The 25,225-nt window shown below is 61.4% G+C and carries 26 protein-coding genes and 2 pseudogenes; 9 read left to right on the forward strand and 19 right to left on the reverse strand.

Annotated elements, in window-relative coordinates; translation table 11 throughout:
* Positions 1-10: 10 nt before the first annotated feature.
* The 6 genes from QYL91_RS09340 to QYL91_RS09365 form a co-directional block, all read right to left on the reverse strand.
* Positions 11-2,602: a heavy metal translocating P-type ATPase gene (locus QYL91_RS09340; RefSeq protein ID WP_302080233.1), complete on the reverse strand. Its 2,592-nt coding sequence runs from the start codon at positions 2,600-2,602 to the stop codon at positions 11-13.
* Positions 2,603-2,700: 98 nt separating this feature from the next.
* Positions 2,701-3,291: an AsnC family transcriptional regulator gene (locus QYL91_RS09345; protein WP_302080234.1), complete on the reverse strand. Its 591-nt coding sequence runs from the start codon at positions 3,289-3,291 to the stop codon at positions 2,701-2,703.
* Between the two features lie 44 nt (positions 3,292-3,335).
* Positions 3,336-4,025 (reverse strand): metal-dependent transcriptional regulator, encoded by a 690-nt coding sequence (locus QYL91_RS09350; RefSeq protein ID WP_302080235.1) that lies wholly within the window; start codon positions 4,023-4,025, stop codon positions 3,336-3,338.
* A gap of 115 nt (positions 4,026-4,140) precedes the next feature.
* Positions 4,141-4,290, reverse strand: coding sequence for a hypothetical protein (locus QYL91_RS09355; RefSeq protein ID WP_302080236.1), 150 nt, complete (start codon positions 4,288-4,290; stop codon positions 4,141-4,143).
* Complete coding sequence (locus QYL91_RS09360; RefSeq protein WP_302080237.1) at positions 4,290-4,721, reverse strand: metal-dependent transcriptional regulator; 432 nt, start codon at positions 4,719-4,721, stop codon at positions 4,290-4,292. Before QYL91_RS09360 ends, QYL91_RS09355 begins: the two co-directional genes overlap by 1 nt.
* 37 nt (positions 4,722-4,758) lie before the next feature.
* Positions 4,759-5,235 (reverse strand): ferritin-like domain-containing protein, encoded by a 477-nt coding sequence (locus QYL91_RS09365; protein ID WP_302080238.1) that lies wholly within the window; start codon positions 5,233-5,235, stop codon positions 4,759-4,761.
* 142 nt (positions 5,236-5,377) lie between these two features.
* On the opposite strand from QYL91_RS09365, the gene QYL91_RS09370 reads away from it, so the two are divergent.
* On the forward strand, positions 5,378-5,803 hold the full coding sequence (locus QYL91_RS09370) for a universal stress protein (RefSeq protein WP_302080239.1): 426 nt from the start codon (positions 5,378-5,380) through the stop codon (positions 5,801-5,803).
* Positions 5,804-6,463: 660 nt separating this feature from the next.
* Here the strand turns inward: QYL91_RS09370 and sufD are convergent.
* The 6 genes and pseudogenes from sufD to QYL91_RS09400 all read right to left on the reverse strand — a co-directional run.
* Positions 6,464-7,684, reverse strand: a complete 1,221-nt coding sequence (gene sufD, locus QYL91_RS09375; RefSeq protein ID WP_302080240.1) for a Fe-S cluster assembly protein SufD — start codon at positions 7,682-7,684, stop codon at positions 6,464-6,466.
* A gap of 1 nt (position 7,685) precedes the next feature.
* Positions 7,686-9,116 (reverse strand): Fe-S cluster assembly protein SufB, encoded by a 1,431-nt coding sequence (sufB, locus tag QYL91_RS09380; protein WP_302080241.1) that lies wholly within the window; start codon positions 9,114-9,116, stop codon positions 7,686-7,688.
* A gap of 33 nt (positions 9,117-9,149) precedes the next feature.
* Entirely contained in the window at positions 9,150-10,070 is a 921-nt protein-coding gene (locus QYL91_RS09385) for an ABC transporter ATP-binding protein (RefSeq protein WP_302080242.1), read from the reverse strand.
* Between the two features lie 125 nt (positions 10,071-10,195).
* Positions 10,196-10,780, reverse strand: a pseudogene (locus tag QYL91_RS09390) (hypothetical protein); the annotation flags it as partial.
* A 28-nt stretch (positions 10,781-10,808) separates the two neighbouring features.
* Positions 10,809-11,681: an NUMOD3 domain-containing DNA-binding protein gene (locus QYL91_RS09395; RefSeq protein WP_302080243.1), complete on the reverse strand. Its 873-nt coding sequence runs from the start codon at positions 11,679-11,681 to the stop codon at positions 10,809-10,811.
* A gap of 13 nt (positions 11,682-11,694) precedes the next feature.
* Positions 11,695-13,896, reverse strand: a pseudogene (locus tag QYL91_RS09400) (DNA-directed DNA polymerase); the annotation flags it as partial.
* Positions 13,897-14,053: 157 nt separating this feature from the next.
* Between QYL91_RS09400 and QYL91_RS09405 the strand changes: the two are divergent.
* From QYL91_RS09405 to QYL91_RS09415, 3 genes are read left to right on the forward strand one after another with little or no spacing between them, the layout of a single operon-like run.
* Positions 14,054-14,251 carry a DUF7331 family protein gene (locus QYL91_RS09405; protein WP_302080244.1) on the forward strand — a complete coding sequence of 66 codons (198 nt, stop codon included), beginning with the start codon at positions 14,054-14,056 and terminating at the stop codon, positions 14,249-14,251.
* Positions 14,252-14,305: 54 nt separating this feature from the next.
* On the forward strand, positions 14,306-14,749 hold the full coding sequence (locus QYL91_RS09410; RefSeq protein WP_302080245.1) for a DUF7322 domain-containing protein: 444 nt from the start codon (positions 14,306-14,308) through the stop codon (positions 14,747-14,749).
* A gap of 24 nt (positions 14,750-14,773) precedes the next feature.
* Positions 14,774-15,205, forward strand: coding sequence for a DUF7346 family protein (locus QYL91_RS09415; RefSeq protein ID WP_302080246.1), 432 nt, complete (start codon positions 14,774-14,776; stop codon positions 15,203-15,205).
* Here the strand turns inward: QYL91_RS09415 and rad50 are convergent.
* The 3 genes from rad50 to QYL91_RS09430 form a co-directional block, all read right to left on the reverse strand.
* Entirely contained in the window at positions 15,202-17,883 is a 2,682-nt protein-coding gene (gene rad50, locus QYL91_RS09420) for a DNA double-strand break repair ATPase Rad50 (RefSeq protein WP_302080247.1), read from the reverse strand. The genes QYL91_RS09415 and rad50 overlap by 4 nt on opposite strands.
* Positions 17,880-19,109, reverse strand: coding sequence for a DNA double-strand break repair protein Mre11 (mre11, locus tag QYL91_RS09425; protein ID WP_302080248.1), 1,230 nt, complete (start codon positions 19,107-19,109; stop codon positions 17,880-17,882). Before mre11 ends, rad50 begins: the two co-directional genes overlap by 4 nt.
* 75 nt (positions 19,110-19,184) lie before the next feature.
* The gene (locus tag QYL91_RS09430) at positions 19,185-19,454 is read right to left on the reverse strand and encodes a MarR family transcriptional regulator (RefSeq protein ID WP_302080249.1); all 270 of its coding nucleotides are present in this window, start codon (positions 19,452-19,454) and stop codon (positions 19,185-19,187) included.
* A 198-nt stretch (positions 19,455-19,652) separates the two neighbouring features.
* Here QYL91_RS09430 and pan1 point away from each other — a divergent pair, with 198 nt between their 5' ends.
* Positions 19,653-20,864, forward strand: a complete 1,212-nt coding sequence (gene pan1, locus QYL91_RS09435; RefSeq protein ID WP_302080250.1) for a proteasome-activating nucleotidase Pan1 — start codon at positions 19,653-19,655, stop codon at positions 20,862-20,864.
* A gap of 211 nt (positions 20,865-21,075) precedes the next feature.
* On the opposite strand, the gene QYL91_RS09440 is transcribed toward pan1, so the two are convergent.
* Positions 21,076-21,213, reverse strand: coding sequence for a hypothetical protein (locus QYL91_RS09440; protein WP_302080251.1), 138 nt, complete (start codon positions 21,211-21,213; stop codon positions 21,076-21,078).
* 68 nt (positions 21,214-21,281) lie between these two features.
* Here QYL91_RS09440 and QYL91_RS09445 point away from each other — a divergent pair, with 68 nt between their 5' ends.
* Positions 21,282-21,452 carry a DUF4177 domain-containing protein gene (locus QYL91_RS09445; RefSeq protein ID WP_302080252.1) on the forward strand — a complete coding sequence of 57 codons (171 nt, stop codon included), beginning with the start codon at positions 21,282-21,284 and terminating at the stop codon, positions 21,450-21,452.
* Between the two features lie 296 nt (positions 21,453-21,748).
* Here the strand turns inward: QYL91_RS09445 and QYL91_RS09450 are convergent, their stop codons facing one another.
* On the reverse strand, positions 21,749-22,042 hold the full coding sequence (locus QYL91_RS09450; RefSeq protein ID WP_302080253.1) for a DUF7111 family protein: 294 nt from the start codon (positions 22,040-22,042) through the stop codon (positions 21,749-21,751).
* A gap of 329 nt (positions 22,043-22,371) precedes the next feature.
* Here QYL91_RS09450 and QYL91_RS09455 point away from each other — a divergent pair, with 329 nt between their 5' ends.
* Positions 22,372-22,647 carry a PadR family transcriptional regulator gene (locus QYL91_RS09455; RefSeq protein WP_302080254.1) on the forward strand — a complete coding sequence of 92 codons (276 nt, stop codon included), beginning with the start codon at positions 22,372-22,374 and terminating at the stop codon, positions 22,645-22,647.
* Here the strand turns inward: QYL91_RS09455 and QYL91_RS09460 are convergent.
* Entirely contained in the window at positions 22,644-22,838 is a 195-nt protein-coding gene (locus tag QYL91_RS09460; protein WP_302080255.1) for a hypothetical protein, read from the reverse strand. The two genes, QYL91_RS09455 and QYL91_RS09460, sit on opposite strands and share 4 nt — an antisense overlap.
* 161 nt (positions 22,839-22,999) lie before the next feature.
* Between QYL91_RS09460 and QYL91_RS09465 the strand changes: the two genes are divergently transcribed.
* Positions 23,000-23,449: a universal stress protein gene (locus tag QYL91_RS09465; protein ID WP_302080256.1), complete on the forward strand. Its 450-nt coding sequence runs from the start codon at positions 23,000-23,002 to the stop codon at positions 23,447-23,449.
* Here the strand turns inward: QYL91_RS09465 and QYL91_RS09470 are convergent, their stop codons facing one another.
* Positions 23,450-24,313 (reverse strand): 3-hydroxyacyl-CoA dehydrogenase family protein, encoded by an 864-nt coding sequence (locus QYL91_RS09470; RefSeq protein ID WP_302080257.1) that lies wholly within the window; start codon positions 24,311-24,313, stop codon positions 23,450-23,452.
* Positions 24,314-24,421: 108 nt separating this feature from the next.
* Here QYL91_RS09470 and QYL91_RS09475 point away from each other — a divergent pair, with 108 nt between their 5' ends.
* Positions 24,422-25,222, forward strand: coding sequence for a class I fructose-bisphosphate aldolase (locus QYL91_RS09475; RefSeq protein ID WP_302080258.1), 801 nt, complete (start codon positions 24,422-24,424; stop codon positions 25,220-25,222).
* Positions 25,223-25,225 lie beyond the last annotated feature (3 nt).

The following is a 25,225-nucleotide window of genomic DNA, read 5'->3' on the forward strand; positions in this document are numbered from 1 at the left end:
GACCGCGAATCTATCGACCGAACAGTCGGTAATCGTGGTCGGGTTTGTAGCGCCGGAACACGAGGCTGTTCGCCAGCACGGAGACACTGGAGAGCGCCATCGCACCCGCGGCAAGCACCGGCTGGAGCAGGCCCAGCGACGCCAGCGGAATCATCGCCGTGTTGTAGCCAAGCGCCCAGAAGAGGTTCTGCTTGATTTTCGACAGCGTCCCCGCCGAGACGCGAATCGATTTTAGCACGTCGGCGGGGTCGTCGCGCATCAGCGTTACGTCCGCGGCCTCGATTGCCACGTCGGTCCCGCTCCCGAGTGCAGTTCCCACGTAGGCGGCCGCCAGCGCGGGCGCGTCGTTGACGCCGTCACCGACCATCATCGCGCGTCGGCCCTCTTCCTGGATGTCCTCGACTGCGTCGGCCTTGTCCTTCGGGAGGACACCCGCCATCACGTTCTCGGGGTCGATACCCAACTCTCCGGCGACGGCGCGCGCGGTCCGCTCGTTGTCGCCGGTAATCATCCAGACGTCCAGGCCGCGCTCCTGGAGTTGCGAGACGGCCGTTGCCGAACTCTCCTTGACGGTGTCAGCATCGGCGACGACGCCGACGACCCGGTCGTCGAGAGCGACGAGCATCGCGGTCTTGCCCTCGCGTTCGAGTTGGTCCATTGCGTCTTCGGCTGGGTCAGTGTCGATACCTTCGTCTGCCAGGAGCCGTCGGTTGCCGACGAGTACTTCGCCGTGTTCGGTTGCCGCCCGGACGCCCTGTCCGGGAACGTTCTCGAAGCTATCCGGTTCGGTCACGTCGACGCCGCGCTCGCGAGCGCCCTCGACGATGGCCTTCGCCAGCGGGTGTTCACTGTTGTACTCGGCACTTGCGGCCAGTTCGAGGACGAACTCCTCGGTAACCTCCGGGAGCGCCACGCCGCCGTCGGAACGGGGTTCGGATGTGTCCGCCGCAGTTCCTCCATCTGTGGCCGGCCCGTCGATGGGTACAACGTCGGTCAGTTCCATCTCGCCCTCAGTCAGCGTTCCCGTCTTGTCGAAGACGACGGTGTCCACGTCACGGACGCGTTCGAGGATGTCGCCGCCCTTGAACAGCACGCCGTTGCGCGCACCGATTGCAGTCCCGACCATCGTCGCGGCGGGCGTCGCCAGGCCGAGCGCGCAGGGACAGGCGATGAGGACGGCGCTGGCGAAGACGACGACGGCAAACTCCGCGATACCGACAGCCGCGGGACCGCCAGCGGCCAGTCCCCACAGCGGGAGCGCGTCGACAAAGCCAGCGAGTACGTCTGGGAAGGCATACCAGATACCGGCCCAGATGAGCGCATTGAGGATGACCGCGGGCACGAAGTACGCCGAGATGCGGTCGGCGACGTTCTGAATCTCGGGCTGGCGGCTCTGTGCCTCGCGGACCCGCTCGACGATTTGCTGGATGGCCGTCTCCTCGCCGACGTTCGTCGCCTCGATCTCGAGGACGCCGTTCTCGTTGATGGTCGAGCCGATGACCTCGTCGCCGTCGGCTTTCTCGACGGGGACGGATTCGCCGGTGACCATCGACTCGTCGACCGCGCTCTCGCCGTCGACGACGACGCCGTCGGTCGGAATCTGCTCACCGGGGCGCACGCGCAGGTGGTCGCCGACTTCGACGTCTTCGAGCGGAATCTCCTCCTCGCTGCCGTCCTCGCGGACGACCGTCGCAGTGTCGGCTTCGAGTTCCAGCAGTTGTCGGATGGCGTCGGAGGCCTGCCCTTTCGAGCGGGCTTCCAGGTAGTTCCCCAGCGTGATGAACACGAGGATAAACGCCGCAGTGTCGAAGTACAGCCCGGTGCTGGCGATGAGGTCGAGCAGTGCAACGACCGAATAGGCGTAGGCCGTCGTCGACCCCAGCGCGATGAGCACGTCCATGTTCGCGCTTCGGTTCTTCACGAGTGCGGTGTAGGAGTTCTCGTAGAACTCCCGGCCCAGGAGAATCTGGACCGGTGTGGCAAAGAGAAAGGCAACCCAGCCGATGCCGATGCCAAAGACTGCTTCGGGAACCAGCTCAGGCACAAAGAGTTCGGCAACCATCAGGCCCAACAGTGGGACGGACATCACTGCGCCAAACAGCACCAGACGCAATTGTCGACGCTGCTCGGCCGACCGCGCGAGGTCGCGCCGTTCCTGGTCTGTCTGTTCGCTCCCGTCGTCGTCTCTGATTGGCGAGTACCCCGCGGCCTCGATGGCATCGTAGAGGTCCGAAAGCGATGCCTCCCGGGGATTGTACCTGACCTGCGCTTCGTCGGTGGCGTAGTTGACTTCCGCGTCGACGACGCCGGGTGTCTCGAGGAGACGCGTCTCGTTTGTCTCCGCACAGTTTGCACACGACATATCGGTGATGCCGATAGTGACCGACTCGCTGACGGCCTCGTAGCCGGCATCCGCGATAGCGTCGTAGATATCCGCGAGCGGCGTCTCCGCCGGGTCGTACTCGACAGTCGCCTCGTCGGTGGCGTAGTTACTGTCGGCTTCACTGACGCCGTCGAGCTCGGCCACACGGTCCTCGATAGTCGCCGAGCAGTTGGCACAACTCATCCCTGTCACGTCCAGTCGCGCGGTTCGTGTGGTCATCGTACTTCTAGTACACGCCCCACGTTCAATGCAGTTCTCACTTCGAAACAAAAGGAAAACTGATGGGGAATTTCAGAATCGAAAGTGTAGCCACCCTCTCATGCGCTGTCGCTGAGGCGGTCGTATTTCTCGACGAACGACGTTCGGCAGTTCTCACAGCAGAAGTGATAGACCTCTCCGTCGAGTGTGGCCGTTTCACCCTCGGCGGTGACGGTGTTGCCACATTCGACACAGTCGGCGGCGAGTTCGGCGCCGCCAATCCGCGGTGACCAGTCGGTGTCGGCCAGCAGACTGACCTCGTAGTCTCGGATGTCGTCTTTCTGTACTGCCGCCGTGACGAGGTGGTCGACGTCGGCTCCGGCGACTGTCGCGGTGAACACCACTCTGTCGTCGACGGTCCGAAAGACGTACTCGACGGCATCAGTGTCGGCCAGTCCCTCGCGGACCCGCTGTGCAGTTCCCGGTACCGCATCGACGGACACGAGGACGGGCACACCTTCCTCGAGCATCGACCGGTCGATGTCGACGGTAAACCGCTGGAGGAGGCCGATGTCCTGGAGCCGTTCGATGCGGTCCGAGACCGCCGGCGGTGAGAGGTCGACGGCCTCGGCTATCTCACTGTACGGACGGCGCGCGTCCTCGAGCAGGAGTCTGAGAATCTCGCGGTCGATGTCGTCGAGCCCACGCATACGTCCCATCCGAGGCGCGGTCGAAACAAACCGCTTTCGACGGGTCAGGCCGGACGACTGGCGTCTTCGAGCTCGCCAGCGACGCTGACACGAATTGCGCCCGCGATGGTGTCCGGCAGGGAAACGGACGTGCCATCCTCGAGTGTGACCGTCACCATCTCGATTGGCGCCACTTCCTCGACGGTGAGTGTCGTTCCGGGCGTGATGCCCGCGTCTTCGAGGTAGGCGAGTTCGTCCGGGTCACGGTCGCGGACCCGTTCGACGACGACGGTGTCGCCCTCTGTGTGCTGGTCGAGTGTCTCGCCGATGAACTCCTCGACGGGGTCGAGCGCTGCAGTCGGAATCGGGTCGCCGTGTGGGTCCACGTCGGGGTCGTTGAGGACTTCGGCGACGCGGCGCTCGAACTCCTCGCTGATGTGGTGTTCCAGTCTGTCGGCCTCGTCGTGGACCTCCGTCCAGTTGTAACCCAGTTGGTCGGCGAGATAGGTCTCCAGCAGTCGATGGTGGCGGATAATCTCCAGGGCGACGGTTTCCCCCTCCCGCGTCAGCGTCACCCCCTTGTACTTCTCGCGCTCGACGAGCTCTCGCTTTTCGAGTTTCTCCATCATACTCGTCGCTGTCGGCGGTGTCACGTCGAGCGTCTCCGCTATCGCTGACGTGGATACCGGCCCCTCCCCCTGGCACTCCAGGTCGTAAATCGCCTTGAGATAGTCCTCCATCTCCGCGCTCTGCATACTTCGTTTAGATGGGTCTAAATCAAAAGTGTATCGTCAAAGAGAGCGAGCGGCGACACGCCTGCGGGTTACGTTCTGCGCTCCCCGACGCTTCCCATCTCAACGTCTGGCAGCGCTAGTCGTTCCTGTCGTCGTGACCCCGGCCGGGGAGCAGACCATACCGAGTCAGGGCGATGAGGATGCCGTACCCGACGACGCCGACGACGAACACTGTCGCCGGAATCAGGAAGGGACCGAACGTTTCGACGAGCGTGTCGACGACCATCAGTCGGCGGCGTCGACTTCCAGTTCGAGAAGCCCACACACGTCGTCCTCGGCGTCGAAACAGTCCGGACACTGCGGCTCGCGGTCGATAATCGTATCGAGGCGGTCGGCCACCGTCTCGTCGATGACCGGCGCGAGTTGCTCGGCTTCCGTCCGGAAGTCCTCGACTTCGAGGACCTCGACGAGGAACCGTTCGATGATACAGTAGTTCTGTAGCGCATCCCGCGCACGCCTGATTCCGTCGTCGGTCAGGTCGACGCCTTTGTATTTCTCGTGGCTGGCAAAGCCCTGGTCTTCGAGTTTCCCGACCATTTCGTTGGCGCTGGCGGGACTCACGTCCAGGCTGTCCGCGATACTCCCCGTCGAAGCCGGTCCGTCCTCCAGTTCCTGGATGAGATAGATGGCCTGGAGATACTGGTCTGCTGTGTTCACTGTCGACACCCCCGCTGTCTCCGCTCGACGTGTCCTGTCATGCTCGCTCCTCCATCAGCGCGGTCACTTCTTCGACGCCCGTTTTCTCGTCGGTCCGAATCTCGCGCAACACCGAGAGCAGGTGGTCCCGGTCGAGACCGAAGTCCGCATCGGACTCCTCGACTGCGGCGATGAGGTCGTCGTAGAACTTGTAGGCGGTCTCCTCGTTGCACAACTGGTCATAGAGGATGCCGTCGAAGTCCTGGTCGGCCTCGTATTGCTGCTCGACGAGCAACTTCACTTCGTCGAACGGAATCGTGTCCGCTTCCAGTCCGTCGACGAGCGTGTCGAGTCGCTCGCGATGGGTCGCCGACTCGGCTGCTGCTTCGCGGAGGAACGCACGGATGCTGTCGTCCAGGTCGTCCGCATCGGCGTGTTTGGCCGCGCGTGCTTCGACGACTTCCTCCAGGACGACGCCGATCTGGAGCAAGCGAACCAGCTGGTGGTCCGATGCCACCGACTGCTGGACGCTCATGCTGACCACCGTGGCTGTCCTCTCGCTACCATACACGTCCGTCAGGTAGGCGGAAACTTAAACCCGCTGTCCGGTCATTTTCGGTCCCACGCCGGAACTGCTCGCGTTGGGACTTATCAGGGCCCCGGGTGTACGAGCAAGTATGCCCACTCGCATTCTCGTTCCGATGGACGACTCCGACATGGCCCAGCACGCACTCCGCTTTGCGTTCGAACACTTTTCCGAGCCCGAAGTGACCGTCTTACACGTCGTCGGGACTCCCTCCTCGATGCTCGGCTCTGCGACCGGATTCGCGCTCGAAGACGACCTCGAAGCGGCCGCCGACGAGGCGGCCGAACAAGTCTTCGACCTTGCAGACACCATTGCTGCTGAGTACGACCAGTCTGTCGACACCAGTGCGCAGGTCGGCCACCCGGTCCGAGCAATCCTGAACGCCGCCGAGTCCGGCGACTTCGATACGCTCGTCATCGGCACGCACAGCGGGAGTCTCGCCGACCGGCTGTTTATCGGCAACGTCACCGAGAAAATCGTCCGTCAGTCCCCGATTCCTGTCACTGTTGCTCGGTAACTGGTCCGGCGGCCCACCTGTATCTTAGTTGCGAGACTATCATAGAACAGTTCGCATACCCCGACAGCCGTCGCAGAGTGAATTGTTCGATATAGGAGATCTACCTAACGCTCAAGAGCGATTTATTATCAGTTCACATTTACGATATCAAATAGATGCATTAATAGAATACAGACACTGACACGTGTACTATCGTGGTTAGCAATCACAAGAAAGCGGCTCTCAATGCCCTCATCGGTGCAGTTGTGGCACTACTCGTTAGTCTTCTGCTGGGAAGAACACCCCGGCAATCTATGGGGACGATCATCGGAATAGCAATTGGCCTGGGATTAGGTGCATATCTCATTAATGATCTCTGATGTCCGGTTCGCACGCCCATTCTATCGGCTAATTCTCTGAATTGCAGGTAAACGCAATCTCCCTGTGAACCGATGACTCCCAGTTGATGGTCGCAATAAAAAGCGCTCCCATGTCCGAGGTCGCGTGGCGACCTCGATACTCACGAAACCGCCCGCAGAACAACTGCTGACGAGCCGTTCGTTCGTGAGCCGCAGGCTCACTGTTCGCGGCAAAGGCCGCTCGCAATTCGGAGATTCCAGACGGAATCTCTCTGTCGCGGCTGACGCCGCTCACGTCTTCGAGGTCGCTGACGCGACCTCGCTACTCACGAAGACGCGCAGCGACCTGATTCTGGATGTCTTCGCGGAGTTCGTCGACAGCGACCTCTTCGAGGACGGGCACGAAGAAGCCCTCCACGAGGAGGTTCCTCGCACTTTCGGGGTCGATACTCCGGGAGGTCATGTAGAACAGGTCTTCCTCGTCGACCTGGCCGACCGTCGCGGAGTGGGACGCTTCGGTGTCGTGGTTGTTGATGATGAGTTTCGGCGATGCGTCGGCCTCGCTCTCGTCGGAGAGCATCAGCGTGTTCTCGCGCTGGTAGGAGGACGTGTTCCAGGCGTCGCGGCCGACGTCCTGCACACCTTCGTAGACCGAGCGAGCACTGTCCTTGAGAACGCCGCGCGTGACGAGGTCCGCGGTCGTGTTCTCGTTTTCGTGCCAGACCCTGCTCGCGAGGTCGAAGTGCTGGTCCTCGTGACCGAAGAACGCGCCGACAATCTGGGACTCCGAGGAGTCACCGACGAGGCGCGTCTCGACGTTCGTCTTCGTCAACCGGGAGCCGAGATTGCCCTCGATCCAGTTGAGCGTGCCGTACTTGCCGGCGTGACCGCGCTTGACCGAGAAGTTGTACGTCTCCTCGCTCAGACTCTGGAGCGCGCCGTACTGGACGTTCGCGTTCTCGCCGACGACTGCCTCGACGATGCCGCTGTAGTAGCGACCCACGTCGACTGGTTTGGCGTCGTCGCCGGTCGACTGGCGCTCGAGAATCGTGACCGAGGAAGATTCCTCGGCGACCACGAGCGTGTAGTTAAAGAGCGACCGGGAGTTCATCCGCGTCCGAATCTTCACGTCCTCGGCGTCGACGCCCTCGGGGACGTAGACGACGGTGCCGGCGCTGAACAGCGCCGTCGAGAGCGCGGTCAGATAGTCCCGTTGCGGGTCGACGACGCTGCCGAAGTGCTCTTCGAGGAGGTCGCCGTGCTGGTCGAGCGCCTCGCTCCACTCCAGCACGTCGACGCCCTCGGCCTCGACGCGGTCTTTCTCCTGTGCGTAGTCGAGTGGGTCGACGAGCGTTTCGTAGTCGAGCGCGTCGAGATTCGTCCACTCTCGGCCCGGCGTCTTGATGACGTCGGGCATCGCGAGGTCGCCGAGCGCTTCGAACGCTTCGAGACGCGTCTCGAGCAGCCATTCGGGCTCGTCGAGGTCCTCGCTGATCTGTTCGACCTGGTCCGCTGTGACTTCCGCGTGTACCTGCGTGCTCATATTATCCGAGACTACCCTCCATCTCCAGTTCGATGAGACGGTTCAGCTCGACTGCGTACTCGATTGGCAGTTCTTCCGTAATCGGCTCGATGAAGCCGGCGACGATCATCTGCTTTGCGTCGTCGTCATCGAGGCCACGGCTCTGGAGGTAGAAGACGTCCTCGTCGCCGATTTTGCCGACGGTCGCCTCGTGGGCCACGTCGACTTTCTGCTCTTGAATCTCCATGTACGGCATGGTGTCCGACGTGGACTCGTTGTCGAACATCAGCGCGTCACACTCGACGGACGTGGAGGCGTTCTCCGCGCCGTCGGCGATGTGGACGAGGCCACGGTAGTTGGTTCGGCCGCCGTCCTTGCTGATGGATTTGGACTCGATGGTCGATTTCGTGTCCGGTGCGTTGTGGTAGACCTTCGCGCCGGTGTCGATGTTCTGCCCCTCGCCCGCGAAGGCGATGGTGATGTGGTTGTCCGTCGCGCCCGGTCCCTTGAGGACCGTCGACGGGTACAGCATGGTGGCCTTCGAACCCATGGACCCGGACACCCACTCCATCGTGCCCTCTTCCTCGCAGATGGCGCGTTTGGTGTTGAGGTTGTAGGTGTTCTTCGACCAGTTCTGGACCGTGGAGTACTGAACGTGGGCGTTCTCGCCGACGAACACTTCCACGCCGCCGCTGTGGAGGTTAAACGCCGAGTACTTCGGGGCGGAACAACCCTCGATGTAGTGGACCTCGGAGTTCTCCTCGGCGATGATGAGCGTGTGTTCGAACTGGCCCATCCCTTCCGAGTTCATCCGGAAGTACGCCTGGACTGGCATCTCGACGGTGGTGTCCTCGGGGATGTAGACAAAGGACCCGCCCGACCAGACGGCACCGTGGAGTGCGGCGAACTTGTTGTCGCTCGGGGGAACACACTTCGTCATGAAGTGCTCTTTGACGAGTTCTTCGTGCTCCTGGACGGCCTTGTCCATGTCACAGAAGATGACGCCTTTCTCCTCCCACTGTTCTTGCATGTTCTGGTAGACAATCTCGGACTCGTACTGGGCGCCGACGCCCGAGAGGGCGTTTTTCTCGGCTTCCGGAATACCCAGTTTGTCGAAGGTGTCCTGAATCTCTTCGGGGAGGTCTTCCCAGTTCTCCGCGCCGCCGCGTGTCTCGATATCCGGGCGGATGTACGGGACGATGTGGTCTATGTCGACCTCTGTGAGGTCGGGCGCACCCGGCCAGCCGGTCGGCATCGGCATCTCCTGGAACTGTTCGAGTGCGCGAAGGCGTCGCTCGAGCATCCACTCGGGCTCGTCCTTGTCTTCGGAGATGACCCGGACGGTCTCCTCCGTGAGGCCTTTCTCGGTCTCGAAGGCGGAGTTCTCCTCCTTCTTGAACTCGAAGCGAGCCTCGGTGTCGGTCTCTTGTAGGTGGTCTTGGTCTGAGCTCATTGTTGTAGTGTTGGTGTTCTGGCGGTTTCCGCGTTACGCTGCCTCGTAGACTTCCTCGCGGACCCAGTCGTAGCCCTTGTCCTCGAGTTTCTCGGCCAGCTCCGCGCCGCCGCTCTTTGCGATTTCGCCGTCGAGCATGACGTGGACGTGGTCCGGTTCGACGTAGTCGAGGATGCGCTGGTAGTGGGTAATCTGGAGGATACCGGCACCCTGCTCGTCACGGAGTGCGTTGATGCCGTTGGAGACGTCCTGCAGTCGGTCGATGTCCAGCCCGGAGTCAATTTCGTCGAGCACCGCGATGGAGGGCTCGAGAATCGCTGCCTGGAGCACTTCGTTTTGCTTTTTCTCCCCACCGGAGAAGCCCGCGTTGAGATAGCGGTTGGCGAACTTCTCGTCCATGTCCAGTTGCTCCATTTTCTCCTGGAGAATCTGCTGGAACTCGGCGACGCCGATTTCGCCCTCTTCGACGTTACCCTCCATCGGGGAGGTGTCGTAGCCGGCGGCGTCTTCGTTCGTGTCTTCGCTCTCTGCTTCGGCTTCCTCCTCGTCCTCGAAGAGTTCCTCGCGTTCTTCGAGTTTGGCGTTGAGCGCCGTTCGGAGGAAGTTCACCATCGTGACGCCCTCGATTTCCGCGGGGTACTGGAATCCGAGGAAGATACCGAGTGCGGCACGCTCGTTCGGTTCGAGGTCGAGCAGGTCCCACGTTTGCAGGTCTTCGGAAATCTCCTCGTCGAACTCGTCGTCTTCGAGGTGAAGCAGGACGTCACCGCCGGTGACCTCGTAGGCAGGGTGGCCAGCGATAATCTTCGCCAGCGTGGACTTCCCACTGCCGTTCGGTCCCATCAGTGCGTGAATCTCGTCGCTGCGTACTTCGAGGTCGACGCCGCGGAGAATCTGTTCGCCGTCCTCTTCGGCAACTTTCGCTTGGAGGTTGTCGATTTCGAGTGTAGCCATGGTAGTCTTAGGTCAACCGAAAGATGGGTCCAATCACCCATAATGCTTTCGCATTCCTGGGGACTGAGTTGCGGAAACGAAAAATTACTTTCCAATGTGGAAAATCGGCGGTGTCGGCCGGACCACTACATATACTGGCCGAGACCGGTCTGTTCCTGGCCGGATTTGACCTCTTCCCAGGAGATACCGAGCGCTTCGATGATGCGCTCGATGGGGCCTTTCAGCGTCTTGTCGAGCATCTTGTCCCAGTCGACTTCGAATGCGTCGGGTACCTGGTCGTCGTACTCGAAGCAGATGACGTCCGGGTCGCGCTTGAACTCCCCGTACAGCGGGTCTTCGGAAGGGTCAAGCCCCTGCTCTGACTCGACCTGCCGGAAGAACTCGGGGTGGACCTTCTGGAGATACAGTCGCTTGGGCTTCGACCCGTTCTGGAAGTTCGTTCCCAGGAGCATGTTCGCGTACTTCGCGCCCCGCACCTGCGCGGTGTCGGTGTCGTAGTTGTCGAGTTTCTTGCCGATGCCGCCGGGGATACCCACGTCGTCGAGCGAGACGTTGCCTGCCCGGAAGTCCTCGATGACCTCGTGGAGGTATTCGGTGACTGTCTCGGTGTCTTCCCCCATCACAATCATGTCGATGACCTCCTTCTGGACTTCCTTGGTGATGGGCGCGATGTCCGAGCGCTTGTACTCGAAGCCCGTGATGTCTATCTCCGGCGGGCTCAAAAACGTCCCCGGAATCTCATCGTTCATCGGTTAGCACCTCCAGCATCCTATCACGTTCTTCCCATGGAATGTGTACATCACAGGGTATCTGGTCACCGACAACCACGTACGTGTACTCCCGGTACTCGTCGATAAAAGCAGCGGCTTTCTTGACCGACCGTTCGTTTGAGAACCCTTTGACTTCAATGACAACTTCATCAACAACGAAGTCAGCGTAGTAGGAGCCTACAGAGAGTTCGAATTCCTCCTCGTACACATATTGGAACCCATTTTCAGCCAGTAACATCGCTATTTCTTCTTCCCAACTGGAACGAACACTATGTGAGAGTTCATCGACATCATATGGAGTTGGATATGTAGGTTCACGGCCCGTTAAGGCCTCTGAGAGTGCCTCCCTATACTCTTCTGTCTGCATGTACGACGTGTCTCGTTTCGAAGATGCTTCAGATATCTTCTGCCGGTGTTGTTCAGTTATCTCGTTTCCACTGTTCTTCCGAGATATCTTTTCTTTTGTCTCCTGACTATGGGAGTATCCGGATAATGTCGCGCTTATTTTCTTACGAATATCCGGCCGTTTTGCGGGGTTTCCTTCTCCGCGGAACTGTTCTGCGACTTCTGCTCGTTTCATGGGGTTGTTATCACTGCTCACTGCGTCGTCGTGAGACCGTGTATCCACAACCTCACAGACCATATCCGGCGTCAGCCACTCGTATTCGGCTGCAATCGCATACGAACCGACGCCGGATTCATACTTCTCTTCGAGTTCCGGACCGTATTGTTCCGTTACCCACTCGCTTGGATCACATTCGTGTGACGCTCTGAAATGCATCACCTGAAGCCTAGACAGTTTCTTCTGACAGTCAGAAACGGGACAGACAAACTCATTCATCATCTCACCTCATCCAGATTTTGGAACCGGCGTACCGTTTTTTCTTTCCGGCTTGGAAGAACCGACGATATAGTTTCTCGAACTCTATCTCGAATCGATGGTTCGTAGCATTGAGTTGATTCTCTGCGAAGGAGTCGTAGGATTCGTTGATGGTCTCCTCGAGTTGGAATCCTTTTTTCACTGTCCCTACCAGTGTTTCGAGTTCTTTGTCATCCATCTCCGGGTGCGCCTCACGAAGACTGGCAGGCACAGTTATTTCACTCTCGAAATCTGCTGTCGATATCTCACCAATCTCCAACATTACTGAGTCAGTATCACCATAGACAACTTCGAAACCAGCGTCGTTGACGATATCTTCTGTATATTTTATAACTTCTCGGCCGGTTGCTGTCACGGCTGCCCCCATCTCTTTATCGTACAGACGGAACCTATCCCACCCCAAAACGCCGTATAGCGAGTTCATGATCACCTTCACTGCAGCCTGTTGGCGGTCAAATTGTTCGTATTCTTTACTATTAGGTTCGTGCTCGTTTCGTAGTGATTTTTTCTCTTCGCGTTCTGATAGGAGCTCGTCGACCATCTCCCGGATGACACCGTCCGGCTCTTTCTGGAAGTGGGTGCCGTTGGGCGCGCGGTAGGTCTCGCCGTCGTACTCCTCGGGGTCGACCTTGGTCTCCGGTGACGCGTTCGTCGTCACCATGCACATCGGGTAGAGCGACTTGAGGTCGAGGACGCTGACGTTCTCGCGCACGCCGGTGATGGGGTCGAAGACGGCACCGCCCTCGTAGTCTTCGCTTTCCTGTTGGCCCTTCGACGGGAGGGCAAACTCGCCGTGGAGTTTGTGGAGGACGTACATGTCGACGGCGTCGCCGGGTGTCGTGGCATCCTCTATCTTACAGCCGACGAACTGGCGGACCTCGTCCCAGAAGTCGACGATGTCCTGTTCGCGGTCCAGTTCGACACAGAGCTCCACGTCCCGGAGGTTGTACTCAAGCAGTCGCTCGGGGTCGTTCTCCCAGAGGTCGCCGATGTCACCGGTGTAACGCTCCTTGCCGACGCCGAGTTCCTGTTCGCCCACCGCGTCGAGTCGATACGAATCCAGTTCGGAGAACTGCGTGCGCTGGTAGGCATAGAGGAGGTCGAAGACGACGCGGCCCTTGATGTCGGGACCTTGCCAGTCTGAGCGCCAGACCTCGTCGACGCGAGAGAGGCGGTTGAAATCGAGGTCGTGGTCGGTACCGCCGTCGAGTCGGTCCAGTCGGTCGATGAAATAGGGGGCGTCGAAGTCGTCGAAGTTCCACCCGCTGAGCACGTCGGGGTCGGTCTCGTCGATGTAATCGAGAAAGGCCTCGAGCATCGCCTCCTCGGTGTCGAAGGTCCGAACGTCGATGTCCGCGTCCTCGTCGAGCGGGTCGTGTCCCGAGAGGTCTGTCGGCAGGTCAGCATCGCCATCGGGGGCGTCGAACAGCCAGACGATGTACTCGTCGCGCACGGAATCGTGCGACGTGAGACAGATGATGGGCTCTTCGCCTTCCTCGGGGAACCCGGAGCGGTCGTCGACTTCGATGTCGAAGACGTTGACGCGAAGCGGGGCCGACACCTCGACCGGTTCGAGTTCGTCGTGGTGGGCGCGAACCGTCGTGCGGTCTGTGTCGTCGTCGACGATGCGGGCCGGGACGCGCACGCCGCTGGTGATGTCCTTGTCGATGAGGAGCCGATTCGGGAAGAGGATGTCCGCCTCGTAGTGGTCGAACTCGTCACGAATCTGCCCGACATCGCGCGGTGTCTGGCCGAAAATCTTCACCAGCTCTTCGCCGCGAATCGACTCGAAGGGGTCGCCGTTCTCGTCGGTTTCCTCCCAGCCAGTGATGCGGTCGTACTCCCGGAGACGGCCTTCGGTGATGTTCTCGGCGGGCGCGTAGAAGTACGGGCGAAACTCGTGGACGCGCACGTGGACGGGCTCTCCGGCTTCGGTCCGGCCGAAGACGTGGACGACCGGCCGCTCGTCGGCGCCGTTGCCCTCGATGGTGTAATCGACCTGGGTGACGACCAGTTCGACGGTCTCGTCGGTGTCGGGGTAGAGCTGTTCCGAGGGGTCGACGTGGGTCGCGTTCGACCCACCGTTGCCCGCGACGGCCGCGGCCTCCTCGGCAGGCCGGCCGCCGTCGGCATCGTCAGCGTCGTCTCCGAAGTCCCCGAGTTCGAACTGTCCCATTGCTGGCCGTCCGTTCGGTGTGGGTGCGTAAAATCCCGACGGTCTGGGGGACCGACAGGATAGCTTCCACCTGGGTCGGACCGACAGACGCCGCCCGCGAGGCACCGTTACCGGAGCCGGAAAGTATTTGGTACGGTGTGACATACCAGTTCTGTAGATGAGCGAAGGTACGGACCGGGAGACGGCACGTGGTAGCGAGCGCGAAGGGAACGCACAGGCGGTCGGCCTCGAACCGGACGCAGTGGCGGCCGTCGGTGCCTACGAAGAAGACGACGAGACCGTATTCTACGACACGGAGAATCCACTCGCGTGGGTCCAGACCGACAAGCCAGTCGCCCTCGAAGAGATGGTCTGAGCGAGCGACAGGGCGACCGAACCGCATTTTGCACTCGGCAGTCAACGGATAGCCGTGCTTGACGGGATAGACGACGGAGACGAAGACGGGGACTCGTTCCCCGAGCACGAGGTACTCGACGAGAAGTACCAGGAACCCGACCAGCAGCAACTCCGTCCCGACATCCCGACTGTGCCGGACACGACCAGCAGGGACGTCGACCCTGTCGTGGAGGGGACTTTCTGGACGCTCGTCGTCGTGTTCAACATCGGCGTGCTCATGGTGAGCGTCGGCGCGTTGCTCGTCGTCTTCCAGGAAAATCGGAGTCTCGGCTGGCAACTTGCCGCCGCGGGCGCTGTCGTCCTCGGTTACGGTTTCTACCGGTATCGCAGTGCCAAACAACTCATCGACGAGCGGACGGCAGATGGCGACGCCGAACGGACGGCAGATGGCGACGCCGAACGGACGGCAGACGACGGCGCCGCCCAGACCGACGGTGACGACAATCACAACGGGTAACCGCGAACGGCTCGAAACAGCAGTATGCGCACGGTTCGAGACGCAGACGGGAATCGCTATCTCCTGCTCAAAGAGTCGGGCCAGGCGAGTCTCGTCCGTGACCCGGACACCGGTGACACCCGCCATCTGCCAAACGACCAGTGGGAACTCGTCGACGGCGAGTCACCGCTGGAGACGGCGGCCAGCGCGCTCCCGGAGATGATCCGGCGCGTGATGACTGCTGTACACGACGAGCGCGCGCTCGGTCTCCTGCTCGAAATCGAGACGCGGGGCCCGGTCGACATCCGAACGCTACTCTCGGCGTACGACCTCTGTGAGAGTGACCTCCACGGCCTGCTCACCGAGTTTCGTGCCGCCGGACTCCTCGAGGAGGCGACGGCCAATGGCCAGCGAGGCTACGCCACCACCGACGAAGCGAGCGCGGCGCTGGCTGTGCTCCACCGCGAGCTGGACTAGTCGTCGGCTTCCGCCAGCAGCGCGGCGTCGGCCGTCTCCGCACGCTCGACCGTCGAGCGGTTGGTCGTCGCGTTCTTCCGAACGCGTAACAGGTCGTCGGCTGCCCCCACGAGTGCTTCGTCGTGACTGACGACCAGAATCTGTTCGACGCCCAGCTCTCGCATCTTGTCGACCAGCGACACCAACTGGGAGACGTGCCCCGAGTCGAGGAAGACGGTCGGTTCGTCGAGGATGAGCGGGGGCATCGGAGCAGCGCCCTCGATACCCTCCGCGAGCAGTCGGTAGATGGCACACCGGAGGCTGAGATTGAAGAGTGCGCGCTCGCCGCCCGAGAGCTGTTCGGGGTCGAGCGTCTCGCCGTCTTTCTGGTAGACCGTGAGTTCGTACTCCCCGTCCAGTTCCAGCCGCGAGTAGGAGTCGTTCTCGTAGACCAGGTCGAACGTCTCGTTGAGCATCCGTTCGAGACTCTCGACGTTGCGCTGGCGCAGTTCCGCGCGTAGCTGGCCGTACATCTCCTGGAGTTGCGCTGCTTCCTCGTACAGCGAATCCAGTTTCTCGACGGTCGCGGCAATCTGCTCGCGACGGTCCCGGAGCGTCTCCAGGTCCTCGATTTCGTTTTTCACACCGCCGATGTCGCTCTGGAGGCGGGATTTCTCGTCTTCCAACTCCGAGAGCTTCTCCTGGACCTGTTCGAGGTACGACTCGGCGCGCTCTTTCTCGCCTCTGGCCTCCTCGATGCGGTCCTCGTCGAACGTCTCCTGGAGCTCCGTCCGGCGCTCGCGTTTGTCCGCCAGATGTTCGCGACGCTCCTCGTTGCGCTCGTCTTTCTCCGCGCGGGCCTCTCGAATCTGCTCGATTCGGTCGTCGAGGTCAGAAATACGCTCGATTTCGGCCTCCAGTTTTTCCAGTCGGTCGACCTGCTCTGTCAGCCCAGCCTTCTCCTGGTTGCACTCCGCAATTGCTTCCTGGCATTCGGCGGCCTGTTCGCGCGCCTCGGCCGCCGTCTCGCGGACCTGTTCGGCCTCGCTCTCCAGTTTTTCTGCCTCCTCGCGAAGCTCGGTCGCCTTCTCGTCTTTCTCCGAAAGCGTCGCTTCCCGTTCCTCGACCAGTTGCTCGACGTTCGACCGGTCGCTCTCCCGCTTTTCGATAGCCGCTTCGTGGTCGGCCAACTCCTCCAGTCGCTCCACCTCCTCAGTCAAATCCGACTCGCGTTCGCGGAGCGTCTGCAGGTCTTCTTCCAATTCCTCGACCTCCGCCCGGCGCTCGTCGATTGCTTCGACGTGTGGGGACCCGTCGACCGGCTGGCCACACTCCGGACACTTCCCAGCATCGAGCAGCGACTGGGCTTCCGCGAGTCGGTCCTCGGCGCTTGCCAGTTTCTCCTCGGTTCCCGCTCGTTCTTCGCGGACGTCTGCCAGCTCGGTTGCGACTGACTCGCGCTCGGTGGCGGCCTCTCCGACTTCGACAGATGCGTCCCCGAAGGCCGCACGGTGTTCGGCGATTTCCTCGTCGATAGTCTCCAGTTGCTCTCGCTTTTCCGCGAGCAGGTCCCGTGCGTCGGCTACGTCCTGTTCGAGTTCGTCTGCCTCCTCCCGCTTTGCTTCGGCCTGCGATTCCAGTTCGTCGGCACGCTGGCTGGCGTTCTCGGCGTCGCTGTCGTGTTCTTTCTTCTCGACGCTCAGCTCACGGATGCGTTCGGTCACCTCGTCGATGTCTGCTTCCAGTTCTTCGATTCGGGCTGACACTGCCTCGGCGTTCGCAGTGTCGAGGTTCGTTTCCCCAAGCAGTTCGTCGCGCTGTTCGACTGACGCCGTTTTCTCCTCGCGTACCTCGGTCAGTTCGTCGGCCAACTGCTCACGTTCGCGTTCCGTTGTCTCGATTTTCTCCCGGATATCGTCGATGTCCGCAGTCAACTCGGCGAGTTCCTGCTGTTTGTCCTCGTACTCTTCGAGCACCGATTTCGCATCCTCGAGCGTCTGTTCGGCGTTTTGTCGGTTCGAATCGAACCGTTCGATGTCACTCTCTACTTCGGCCAGTTCCGACTGGAGACCGTTGAGCCGCTCGTGGAGGTCTTTCTCCTCTTTCTCGGCAATCTGGGAGTCGATTTCCGAGAGGGCGCCCTGTTTGTCGTCGCGGACGCGCCCGACGCCCACGCGGGCCTGGCTGGCCCGCTCGCGATACTCCTCCAGCTTGCCGAGTTGGAGCAGGTCGTCGAGCATGTCCTGGCGCTCGCCCGGCGAGGCGTTGATGAGCTTGTTCACCTCGCCCTGGCGGACGTACGCGCAGTTGACGAACGCCTCGTTGTCCATCCGGAGCAGTTCTGTGACTCGCCCTCGAACGTCCCGGGCCCCTTCATAGGTCCCTTCCGGTCCCTCCAAAACGGCCTTGGTCGTCTGCGCGTTTCCGTTCCTGACGCTGAGACGCCGCTCGATGTGGTAGGAGTCGCCGTCGTGGGTGAACCACAGTTCGACCACCGAGCTATCTGCGCCGATGGTGACCACCTCGTCCAGTGTCTTCTCCAGCGCTTTCGAACCGTAGAGTGCGAAAAAGCACGCCTCCAGCAGCGAGGACTTTCCGCTGCCGTTGAGTCCGTGGATGACCGTCACGCCGAGATCGAGAGAGACGTCGACCTCCTCGTAGCATTTGAACTGCTCCAGTCTGATGCGGTCGAATCTCATAGGTAGTCCTCCATCGTCACCTGTCCGTCTGTGTCGGCGCCACTCGCCGTCGCCTCGCCGTCTTCACTTGCCGACTCGTCGTCGGTGGCTCCGTCCGTGTCTCTGGCCGACTGGAAGGCGCCACTGTCGGCGTCGTCGACGAACTCCTGGACCCGGTCTTCGACAGCGTCGGCGACGTTCGAGTCGGGGACTTTGCTCGCACGAATCGTCTCGTCGAGGTCGTGGGCCGCCGGACTGAGCCCGAGGTCGTGAATCCGCTCGCGGACGGCCTCGTCGGGGTCGGCGAAGCTCACGTCGACGTCGCTCTCGTCGGCCAGTTCGCGGTGGTCGGTGACGCGGACGACGAGTGCACCACGGTCGGCGGCGAACTCCTCGATTGTCGCTGGCGCAATCGGGTCACCGTCGCCGCGAATCGAGACCACCACGACGGCATCGGCGAGGTCGTACTGGCCGACGCGTTCTCGGACACGCGACGGGCCCTCGCCCGCGCTCAGCTCGACGTCGACGAAGACGAACTCGCGTGTGTCGAGTCCGCGCCGCCGGATGTCGATGTCGTCGTCGAAGACGACTAGATTGTACCCCCGCTCGTCGCGCTCGTCGGCACTCGCTCGCTCGGTCGACCCACAGTAGGTGAGCCACGCTTCGTGGGGGTCCTCGACCTGTTTGGTCTGTGGTTTGTGGTTGTCACCGAGGAGGACGGCATCGAACTCGACGGTCGACTCGGCGAGCACTTTCTGTGCGTCCCAGTCGCCGTGGGGGAACGGCTGGAAGAGTCCGTGTGAGACCAGCACGGCGTGTTCGGCGTCGTGTGGCGCAAAGTCGTACGCCAGGTCCGGACGCTTCGCGCGGGCGACGAAATCGAGCCCGTAGAAGGCAACGTCGTCGAGTTCGACCGGATTGGGGCCGAGCCGTCTCGCGAGCCCGAGCGACTCGAAGAGGTCGAGCCACTGCGCGTCGCGCTTCGATTCGTGGTTGCCTACGACGGCAAGAAATGGGATGTCGGCGTCGTCGAGTGTCTGGAGGACGGACATCGCACCCATGATGTCTGGGAGTGTCGGCTGTCGGTCGTGAAAGAGGTCACCGGCGTGGACGACGGCGGCGACGTCGTCTTCGATGGCATCTTCCGCCACCTGTCGGAAGGCATCGAGGAAGTCCTCGCGTCGCTCGGGCCGGTGATACTGCTGATAGCCAAGATGTGTATCCCCCGTGTGGATGACCCGGGTCATTGTTCGGTGGTAGAGGACCACCCTGTTTATGCGTTGGCAGAGCGCGGTGAAAGTAGTTGGCTGTCTCGGCGTCGATTACTCGATTTCGAGCGTGTAGATACGCTTGCGCGCGTCGGCAAAGGAAAACCGTGACGAGACGACGCCGACCTCTTCGAGCCGACTCAGCGCGTATCGCACTGTTCGCGACGGCAACATCGTCTCGTCGGCGAGCTGACTTTGCGTTAGCGTGTCGTTGTACTCCAGTACCTTCGCGACCAGTTTCGCACTCGGTGGCAGGTCCGCGACGGCACTCCATCCGCCCTCGTCGCCACCAGCATCGGTGGTGGCAGTCTCGGAAGCACTCATTGTACCCGTTTGTGTGTGATACAGACTAATAATATTTGCCAATCTAAATCATTACTGCTAAGCATCTGGTTGCCGGTTCCGAAACGGTGAGTCAATCCTGGAAAGAGACATCGGCACCTATCACAGTCTCGAAACGAAGTATCAACGTCTGGAACTGACCCGAAACCTCTTATTAGGCGATGCACTAGGAGGGGTGTAATGACCGATACTGTGGACGACGTCGATATGCCGTACGACGAAGACGTCTCCCAGCAGGAGATGATTGATGCGCTCGAGGAGCGCCTCGAGGTGCTCGAAGCCCAGAACGAGGAGATGCGAGACAAGCTCCTCGATGCCAACGCCGAGAACAACAAGTACCAGCAGAAACTGGAGCGGCTCACTCACGAGAACAAGAAGCTCAAGCAGTCGCCGCTGTTCGTGGCCACAGTCCAGGAACTCACCGACGAGGGTGTCATCATCAAACAGCACGGCAACAACCAGGAAGCGTTGACCGAAGTCACCGACGAGATGCGTGACTCCCTGGAGCCCGACTCTCGGGTCGCGGTCAACAACTCCCTGTCTATCGTCAAGTCCCTCGACGACGAGACGGACGTCCGTGCTCGCGTGATGCAAGTCGAAGAGTCTCCCGGCGTCGACTACACCGACATCGGGGGTATCGAAGAGCAGGTCGAGGAAGTCCGCGAAACCGTCGAGATGCCGCTCAAGAACCCCGGGATGTTCGAAGACGTGGGTATCGACCCACCATCTGGCGTGCTCTTGCACGGGCCGCCGGGCACGGGGAAGACGATGCTCGCGAAAGCCGTCGCGAACCAGACCGACGCCACGTTCATCAAGATGGCCGGGTCGGAACTCGTCCACAAGTTCATCGGGGAGGGTGCGAAACTCGTTCGCGACCTCTTCGAACTCGCCCGCCAGCACGAGCCGGCGGTCATCTTCATCGACGAAATCGACGCTATCGCCGCCAAACGGACCGACTCGAAGACCAGCGGCGACGCCGAAGTCCAGCGGACGATGATGCAACTGCTCTCGGAGATGGACGGCTTCGAGGACCGCGGTGAAATCCGCATCATCGCTGCGACCAACCGCTTCGACATGCTCGACCGTGCCATCCTCCGCCCCGGTCGGTTTGACCGCCTCATCGAAGTGCCAAAGCCCGACGTGACGGGCCGCGAGCAGATTTTCAAAATCCACACGCGCGACATGAACGTCGCCGACGACGTGGACTTTGAAGCACTCGCTGACTTGGCAATCGATACCTCCGGTGCCGACGTGAAGGCAATCTGTACCGAGGCCGGGATGTTCGCCATCCGCGAGGACCGCACCGAGGTTCGGATGACGGACTTCGAGAGCGCCTACGAGAAAATCGAAAACGAAGAGGAAGACGAGGACATCTCTCGGACGTTCGCCTAACCGTACCCACTTTTTACTTCGTCGGGTGTCGCACACGCGCCGAAGGCGCGTGGCTCACCCTCCTCGCAAAAACTTGGGGAAAAACGCCGCTCACGCTTGGTAGAGCGTTCGCGGTTGCTGTCGTGATGGCTACCGCAACCGCAGACAGCAGTCCCGTCCTTCCCCGGAGTCGCGCGACTGAGCGCGTTCCTGGCCCCACGACTGCCACGTCTCACAACAGTGTGAACAGCAGGAATGGAACGACAAAGAACAGCACGAACATGACTCCCAGAATGAGACCGTAACTCATGGCAGTCGCGACGCCGGTGACGTACGCTGGATGGTCGAAGCGGGCGAGTGGACTGTCCATACGCGCCTCTGGTCGCCAGTTGTCAAATAAGTACGGGGGCTTTTCACGCCAGAACCCCTGAGATGAGTATGGCCGAGCAGAAGTACGTCTACACGACACACGCGACGGAAGCAGACCCACGGAAGCTGGATTCTATCGAATCGGTCGTCAACGAACACGCCCGGGAAGGCTGGCGATTCGTCGATACCCTCGAAAAGGACGGGACGACCGTCGGACTGGTCTTCGAACAGGAGCGATAGGCCGAGGTGTGCGTCCCGTCGCACACCTTCGGGGACGGGCAAGGTAGCTGTTTGCAGTGGCGGTACGGTGGCGGAAGCGGTGCGGTGGCGGTGACCATTCCGTAGCACCTCCGAGCGCTCTACCGAGCGCGAGGAGCCTTTTTCACTATGTTCGCAAGAGCGGTCTTCCATGCACATCAGAACAGCGTTCTGAGGACAGCCCGGCAGAAATCTTCGATTTCTGCGGATGTTTTTGCAAGGAGTGGTCCGCCACGCGCCGGGCGCGTGTGCGAGACCCGACGCCGCAAAAAGTAGCTTCACATCCCCATATCCGCTGCCGAGTCGGGAACCGGGATGTCGTGTGGTGAACAGCCGAGCAGTTCTGCGGCGTGGTCGAGCGCCATATCGAACCCGTAGTAGCGTTCGAGTTCGTCGCCGTCAGCCGAGGGACGGACCTTCAGCATCGCGTACCCCTCTACGTTCTGGGCGATAGCGGCCGTTTTGCCACTTTGCTCGAAGGAGAGCAATCGCTCGGTGTCGGTCTCGCGGTACGTCGCGGTGATACCGTTTGCACGCTCGGTCGCCCCGGAGTCGGAGTCGGCGTCTGCCATCGAGGGTGCTATGGACGCGAAGGCTTGAAACGTTCCGGTCGCCGCCGGCGAGTGAGGTGCCGAGCGGAGAATCCATATACTGTGGCGACAGACCACCGGACACGAATGGGTGCGACCGGTCCCGGCATCGGCCAACGACTCCGGACTGCGGTCAGGCAGTCGGTTGCCGTCGACACGCGCGCACTCGCAACGTTTCGCATCGCGCTGGGGACAATTCTGCGTCACGGACCCAATCGACGGGAGTCCCGGCGAGCGCCTCGACTACGGGACCTACGACTGCGAGTAGCCAGACCGCAACTGCAAAGCCACTCGCTCGTGCTCCTCTGGCTATGACGAAGTTCCTCCAGAGTGGCCGCCGGCGCGATATTTGTGCACTACTCTCCGGTGAGGCCCTGCAGGCCCAGGCGCTCAAATCGAAACTGGAGTCACACGACGACGAGCGCATCGAACCCAAATCCTTCTACGGTGCGCTCGATGCCCTCGAAAAAGCGGGCTTCGTCGAGACAGAGACCGACGGCATCCACGACGTGTACGTGCTCACGGACGCGGGCGAACGGCGCCTGCGCGAGCACTACGACTGGTTGGCCGAGCAACTCACCGACTAGCTGTCCCGGTCTGTCTTTTCCTGTGTCTCCGCGTCGGCGAGGTCGTTGAGATTTCGCTCTGCCTCGTAGCGGCCGTTGTACGCCGGGTCGAGATACACCTCTCCCGTGCCCTCGATGCGGTCTTCTGGGTCGTCGACGGACCACCACTCTGCGAGTCGCGTGCGGAGACGGGACAGGGCAGCGAGCACCATATTCGTATATGTCACTCCTGGGCAAAAAGAGTGCGTGACGACGCTGTTCGGACAATCTGGTGTGGCCTGCTTTTCGGACTGAACGGGGCAGAGAGCGGTTGTCGCGTGTCGTTTGCGGGCGACCCGTCGTTTGAAGTGCGTCGCTGTCCCAATCTGTGTCAATGTACGACACGATTCTCGTGCCGACCGACGGAAGCGAGGGGACGAGAAAGACGCTGGGCCACGCCGTCGAGATGGCGACACGGTACGACGCGAGCATTCACGCACTCGCGGTGGTCGACGAACGGCAGTTCACACAACTGGAGGGCGAGCACAGATTCGAGACCGAGACGACACTGGAGGAACACTGCGAGCGCGCGGTCGCCAGTGTCGCCGAGCGCGCGTCGACGTCGAACATCGACGTCACGACTGCTATCCGTTCGGGTGTCCCGTCCCAGCGTATCGTGGAGTACGCCGCCGAGACCGACATCGACGTCATCACGATGGGCACGCACGGTCGCAGCGACCACGAGCGCATCGCGACGGTCGGGAGTGTCACCCAGCGCGTCGTCGAAAACGCGGAGACGCCCGTCTTCGTGGTCCACATCGGGCGGAATACCGGCTGGGGATAGCTACCGGTCGTACTCGTAGAACCCCTCGCCGGTCTTTTTGCCGAGGTCGCCGGCCTCGACTTTGCGCTTGAGGAGATAGGCCGGTTTGTATCGGTCGCCGAGCTCTTCGGTCAGCGTCTGGCTGGCGTCGAGCACGACGTCGAGACCGATGTGGTCGGCGAGTTCGAGTGGTCCCATCGGGACGTTCGTCCCCAGTTTCAGCCCCCGGTCGATGTCGGACTTCGTGGCGACGCCCTCGTCGTAGAGGCGAATCCCCTCGTTAATCCAGGGCATGAGAACGCGGTTGACGACGAAGCCGGGCTTGTCGTCGGACTCCCAGGTCGTCTTCCCGAGGTCCTCGGCGAGCGTATGTGCGAACTCGACTGTCTTCTCGCCGGTCTTCTCCCCGGCGACGATTTCGACCCCGTCCATCAGCGCCACGGGATTCATAAAGTGGATACCGACGACGAGTTCCGGTCGCGTCGTCACCGCTGCGATGCTCGTAATCGAGAGTGTGCTGGTGTTGCTGGCCAACACTACGTTGTCGTCGGTCACGTCGTCGAGGTCCCTGAACACCTCCTTTTTCACCGCCATGTCCTCGATGACTGCCTCGACGACCACGTCGGCCCGCGCGATGTCCCCAAAGTCGGTTGTTCCGGTGATCCGTCCCTGGGCGGCCGCTGCGTCTGCGCTGTCGAGACGTCCCTCTTCGACGAACCGGTCCAGGCTCCGCTCGATAGCGTCGAGGCCGGCATCGAGGTCCGTCCGTTCGATGTCCCGCATGACGACGTCGTACCCGTTTGTCGCTGCGACCTGTGCGATGCCGCTTCCCATTCGACCGGCACCGAGGACACCGACCGTCTGTACTGTGTCGAGTGTGACCATGCCGCAACTACGTCGGCAACTGTTGAAAGCCTATTGACGATACTCGGACAGAGGTGTTCGTTGTGGGGGTTCAAAAGAACTTTACTGGCACCTGCCCCAGCCACGCATATGCAACCATTCGACGATAGTCCACTGTCACGCGATGGCAAGGTCCTCATCCTCGCGTACGACCACGGTCTGGAACACGGCCCGGTCGACTTCGAGGACGTGCCAGAGAGTGCGGACCCCGAACGGGTCTTCGACGTCGCGACCCACCCCGCGGTCACGTCGCTGGCCGTCCAGAAAGGCATCGCGGAGGCGTACTACCCCTCCTACGAGGACGACGTGAACCTGCTGGCGAAGCTCAACGGCACGTCGAACCTCTGGATGGGCGAGCCCGATTCGGCCGTGAACTGCTCGGTCGAGTACGCAGCGAACGAACTGAACGCCGACGCCGTCGGCTTCACCCTCTACGGTGGGTCGAACAACGAAATCGAGATGGCAGAGGAGTTCCGCGACGCCCAGGAGGCCGCCCGCGACCACGACCTGCCGGTCGTCATGTGGTCGTATCCGCGCGGCCAGGGGCTGAAAAACGACACCAAGCCCGGCACCATCGCCTACGCCGCCCGCCAGGCGCTGGAACTGGGCGCGGACGTGGCCAAGGTCAAATTCCCCGGCAGCCAGGAGGCCATGGAACAGGCCGTTCGGATGGCCGGCCCGACCAAGGTGGTCATGTCCGGCGGTTCGAAGACCAGCGACCGCGAGTTCCTCGAAAACGTCAAGGCCGCCATCGACGCCGGCGGCGTCGGTCTCGCGGTCGGCCGGAACGTCTTCCAGCGGGAGAACCCCCGGCACATCCTCGACGCACTGGAGAAAGTCATCTTCGAGGAGACGACCGTCGATACTGCTCTCGAAGCGGCCGGCGAGTAGTCG

This window comes from Salinibaculum rarum (assembly GCF_030505615.1).
Taxonomy (GTDB): domain Archaea; phylum Halobacteriota; class Halobacteria; order Halobacteriales; family Haloarculaceae; genus Salinibaculum; species Salinibaculum rarum.

Coding starts and splice junctions, on each gene's coding strand:
- QYL91_RS09340 (WP_302080233.1), bottom strand. CDS start 2,602: ATGACCACACGAACCGCGCGACTGGACGTGACAGGGATGAGTTGTGCC.
- QYL91_RS09345 (WP_302080234.1), bottom strand. CDS start 3,291: ATGCGTGGGCTCGACGACATCGACCGCGAGATTCTCAGACTCCTGCTC.
- QYL91_RS09350 (WP_302080235.1), bottom strand. CDS start 4,025: ATGCAGAGCGCGGAGATGGAGGACTATCTCAAGGCGATTTACGACCTG.
- QYL91_RS09355 (WP_302080236.1), bottom strand. CDS start 4,290: ATGGTCGTCGACACGCTCGTCGAAACGTTCGGTCCCTTCCTGATTCCG.
- QYL91_RS09365 (WP_302080238.1), bottom strand. CDS start 5,235: ATGAGCGTCCAGCAGTCGGTGGCATCGGACCACCAGCTGGTTCGCTTG.
- QYL91_RS09370 (WP_302080239.1), top strand. CDS start 5,378: ATGCCCACTCGCATTCTCGTTCCGATGGACGACTCCGACATGGCCCAG.
- sufD (WP_302080240.1), bottom strand. CDS start 7,684: ATGAGCACGCAGGTACACGCGGAAGTCACAGCGGACCAGGTCGAACAG.
- sufB (WP_302080241.1), bottom strand. CDS start 9,116: ATGAGCTCAGACCAAGACCACCTACAAGAGACCGACACCGAGGCTCGC.
- QYL91_RS09385 (WP_302080242.1), bottom strand. CDS start 10,070: ATGGCTACACTCGAAATCGACAACCTCCAAGCGAAAGTTGCCGAAGAG.
- QYL91_RS09395 (WP_302080243.1), bottom strand. CDS start 11,681: ATGAATGAGTTTGTCTGTCCCGTTTCTGACTGTCAGAAGAAACTGTCT.
- QYL91_RS09405 (WP_302080244.1), top strand. CDS start 14,054: ATGAGCGAAGGTACGGACCGGGAGACGGCACGTGGTAGCGAGCGCGAA.
- QYL91_RS09415 (WP_302080246.1), top strand. CDS start 14,774: ATGCGCACGGTTCGAGACGCAGACGGGAATCGCTATCTCCTGCTCAAA.
- rad50 (WP_302080247.1), bottom strand. CDS start 17,883: ATGAGATTCGACCGCATCAGACTGGAGCAGTTCAAATGCTACGAGGAG.
- mre11 (WP_302080248.1), bottom strand. CDS start 19,109: ATGACCCGGGTCATCCACACGGGGGATACACATCTTGGCTATCAGCAG.
- QYL91_RS09430 (WP_302080249.1), bottom strand. CDS start 19,454: ATGAGTGCTTCCGAGACTGCCACCACCGATGCTGGTGGCGACGAGGGC.
- pan1 (WP_302080250.1), top strand. CDS start 19,653: ATGACCGATACTGTGGACGACGTCGATATGCCGTACGACGAAGACGTC.
- QYL91_RS09440 (WP_302080251.1), bottom strand. CDS start 21,213: ATGGACAGTCCACTCGCCCGCTTCGACCATCCAGCGTACGTCACCGGC.
- QYL91_RS09445 (WP_302080252.1), top strand. CDS start 21,282: ATGGCCGAGCAGAAGTACGTCTACACGACACACGCGACGGAAGCAGAC.
- QYL91_RS09450 (WP_302080253.1), bottom strand. CDS start 22,042: ATGGCAGACGCCGACTCCGACTCCGGGGCGACCGAGCGTGCAAACGGT.
- QYL91_RS09455 (WP_302080254.1), top strand. CDS start 22,372: ATGACGAAGTTCCTCCAGAGTGGCCGCCGGCGCGATATTTGTGCACTA.
- QYL91_RS09460 (WP_302080255.1), bottom strand. CDS start 22,838: ATGGTGCTCGCTGCCCTGTCCCGTCTCCGCACGCGACTCGCAGAGTGG.
- QYL91_RS09465 (WP_302080256.1), top strand. CDS start 23,000: ATGTACGACACGATTCTCGTGCCGACCGACGGAAGCGAGGGGACGAGA.
- QYL91_RS09470 (WP_302080257.1), bottom strand. CDS start 24,313: ATGGTCACACTCGACACAGTACAGACGGTCGGTGTCCTCGGTGCCGGT.
- QYL91_RS09475 (WP_302080258.1), top strand. CDS start 24,422: ATGCAACCATTCGACGATAGTCCACTGTCACGCGATGGCAAGGTCCTC.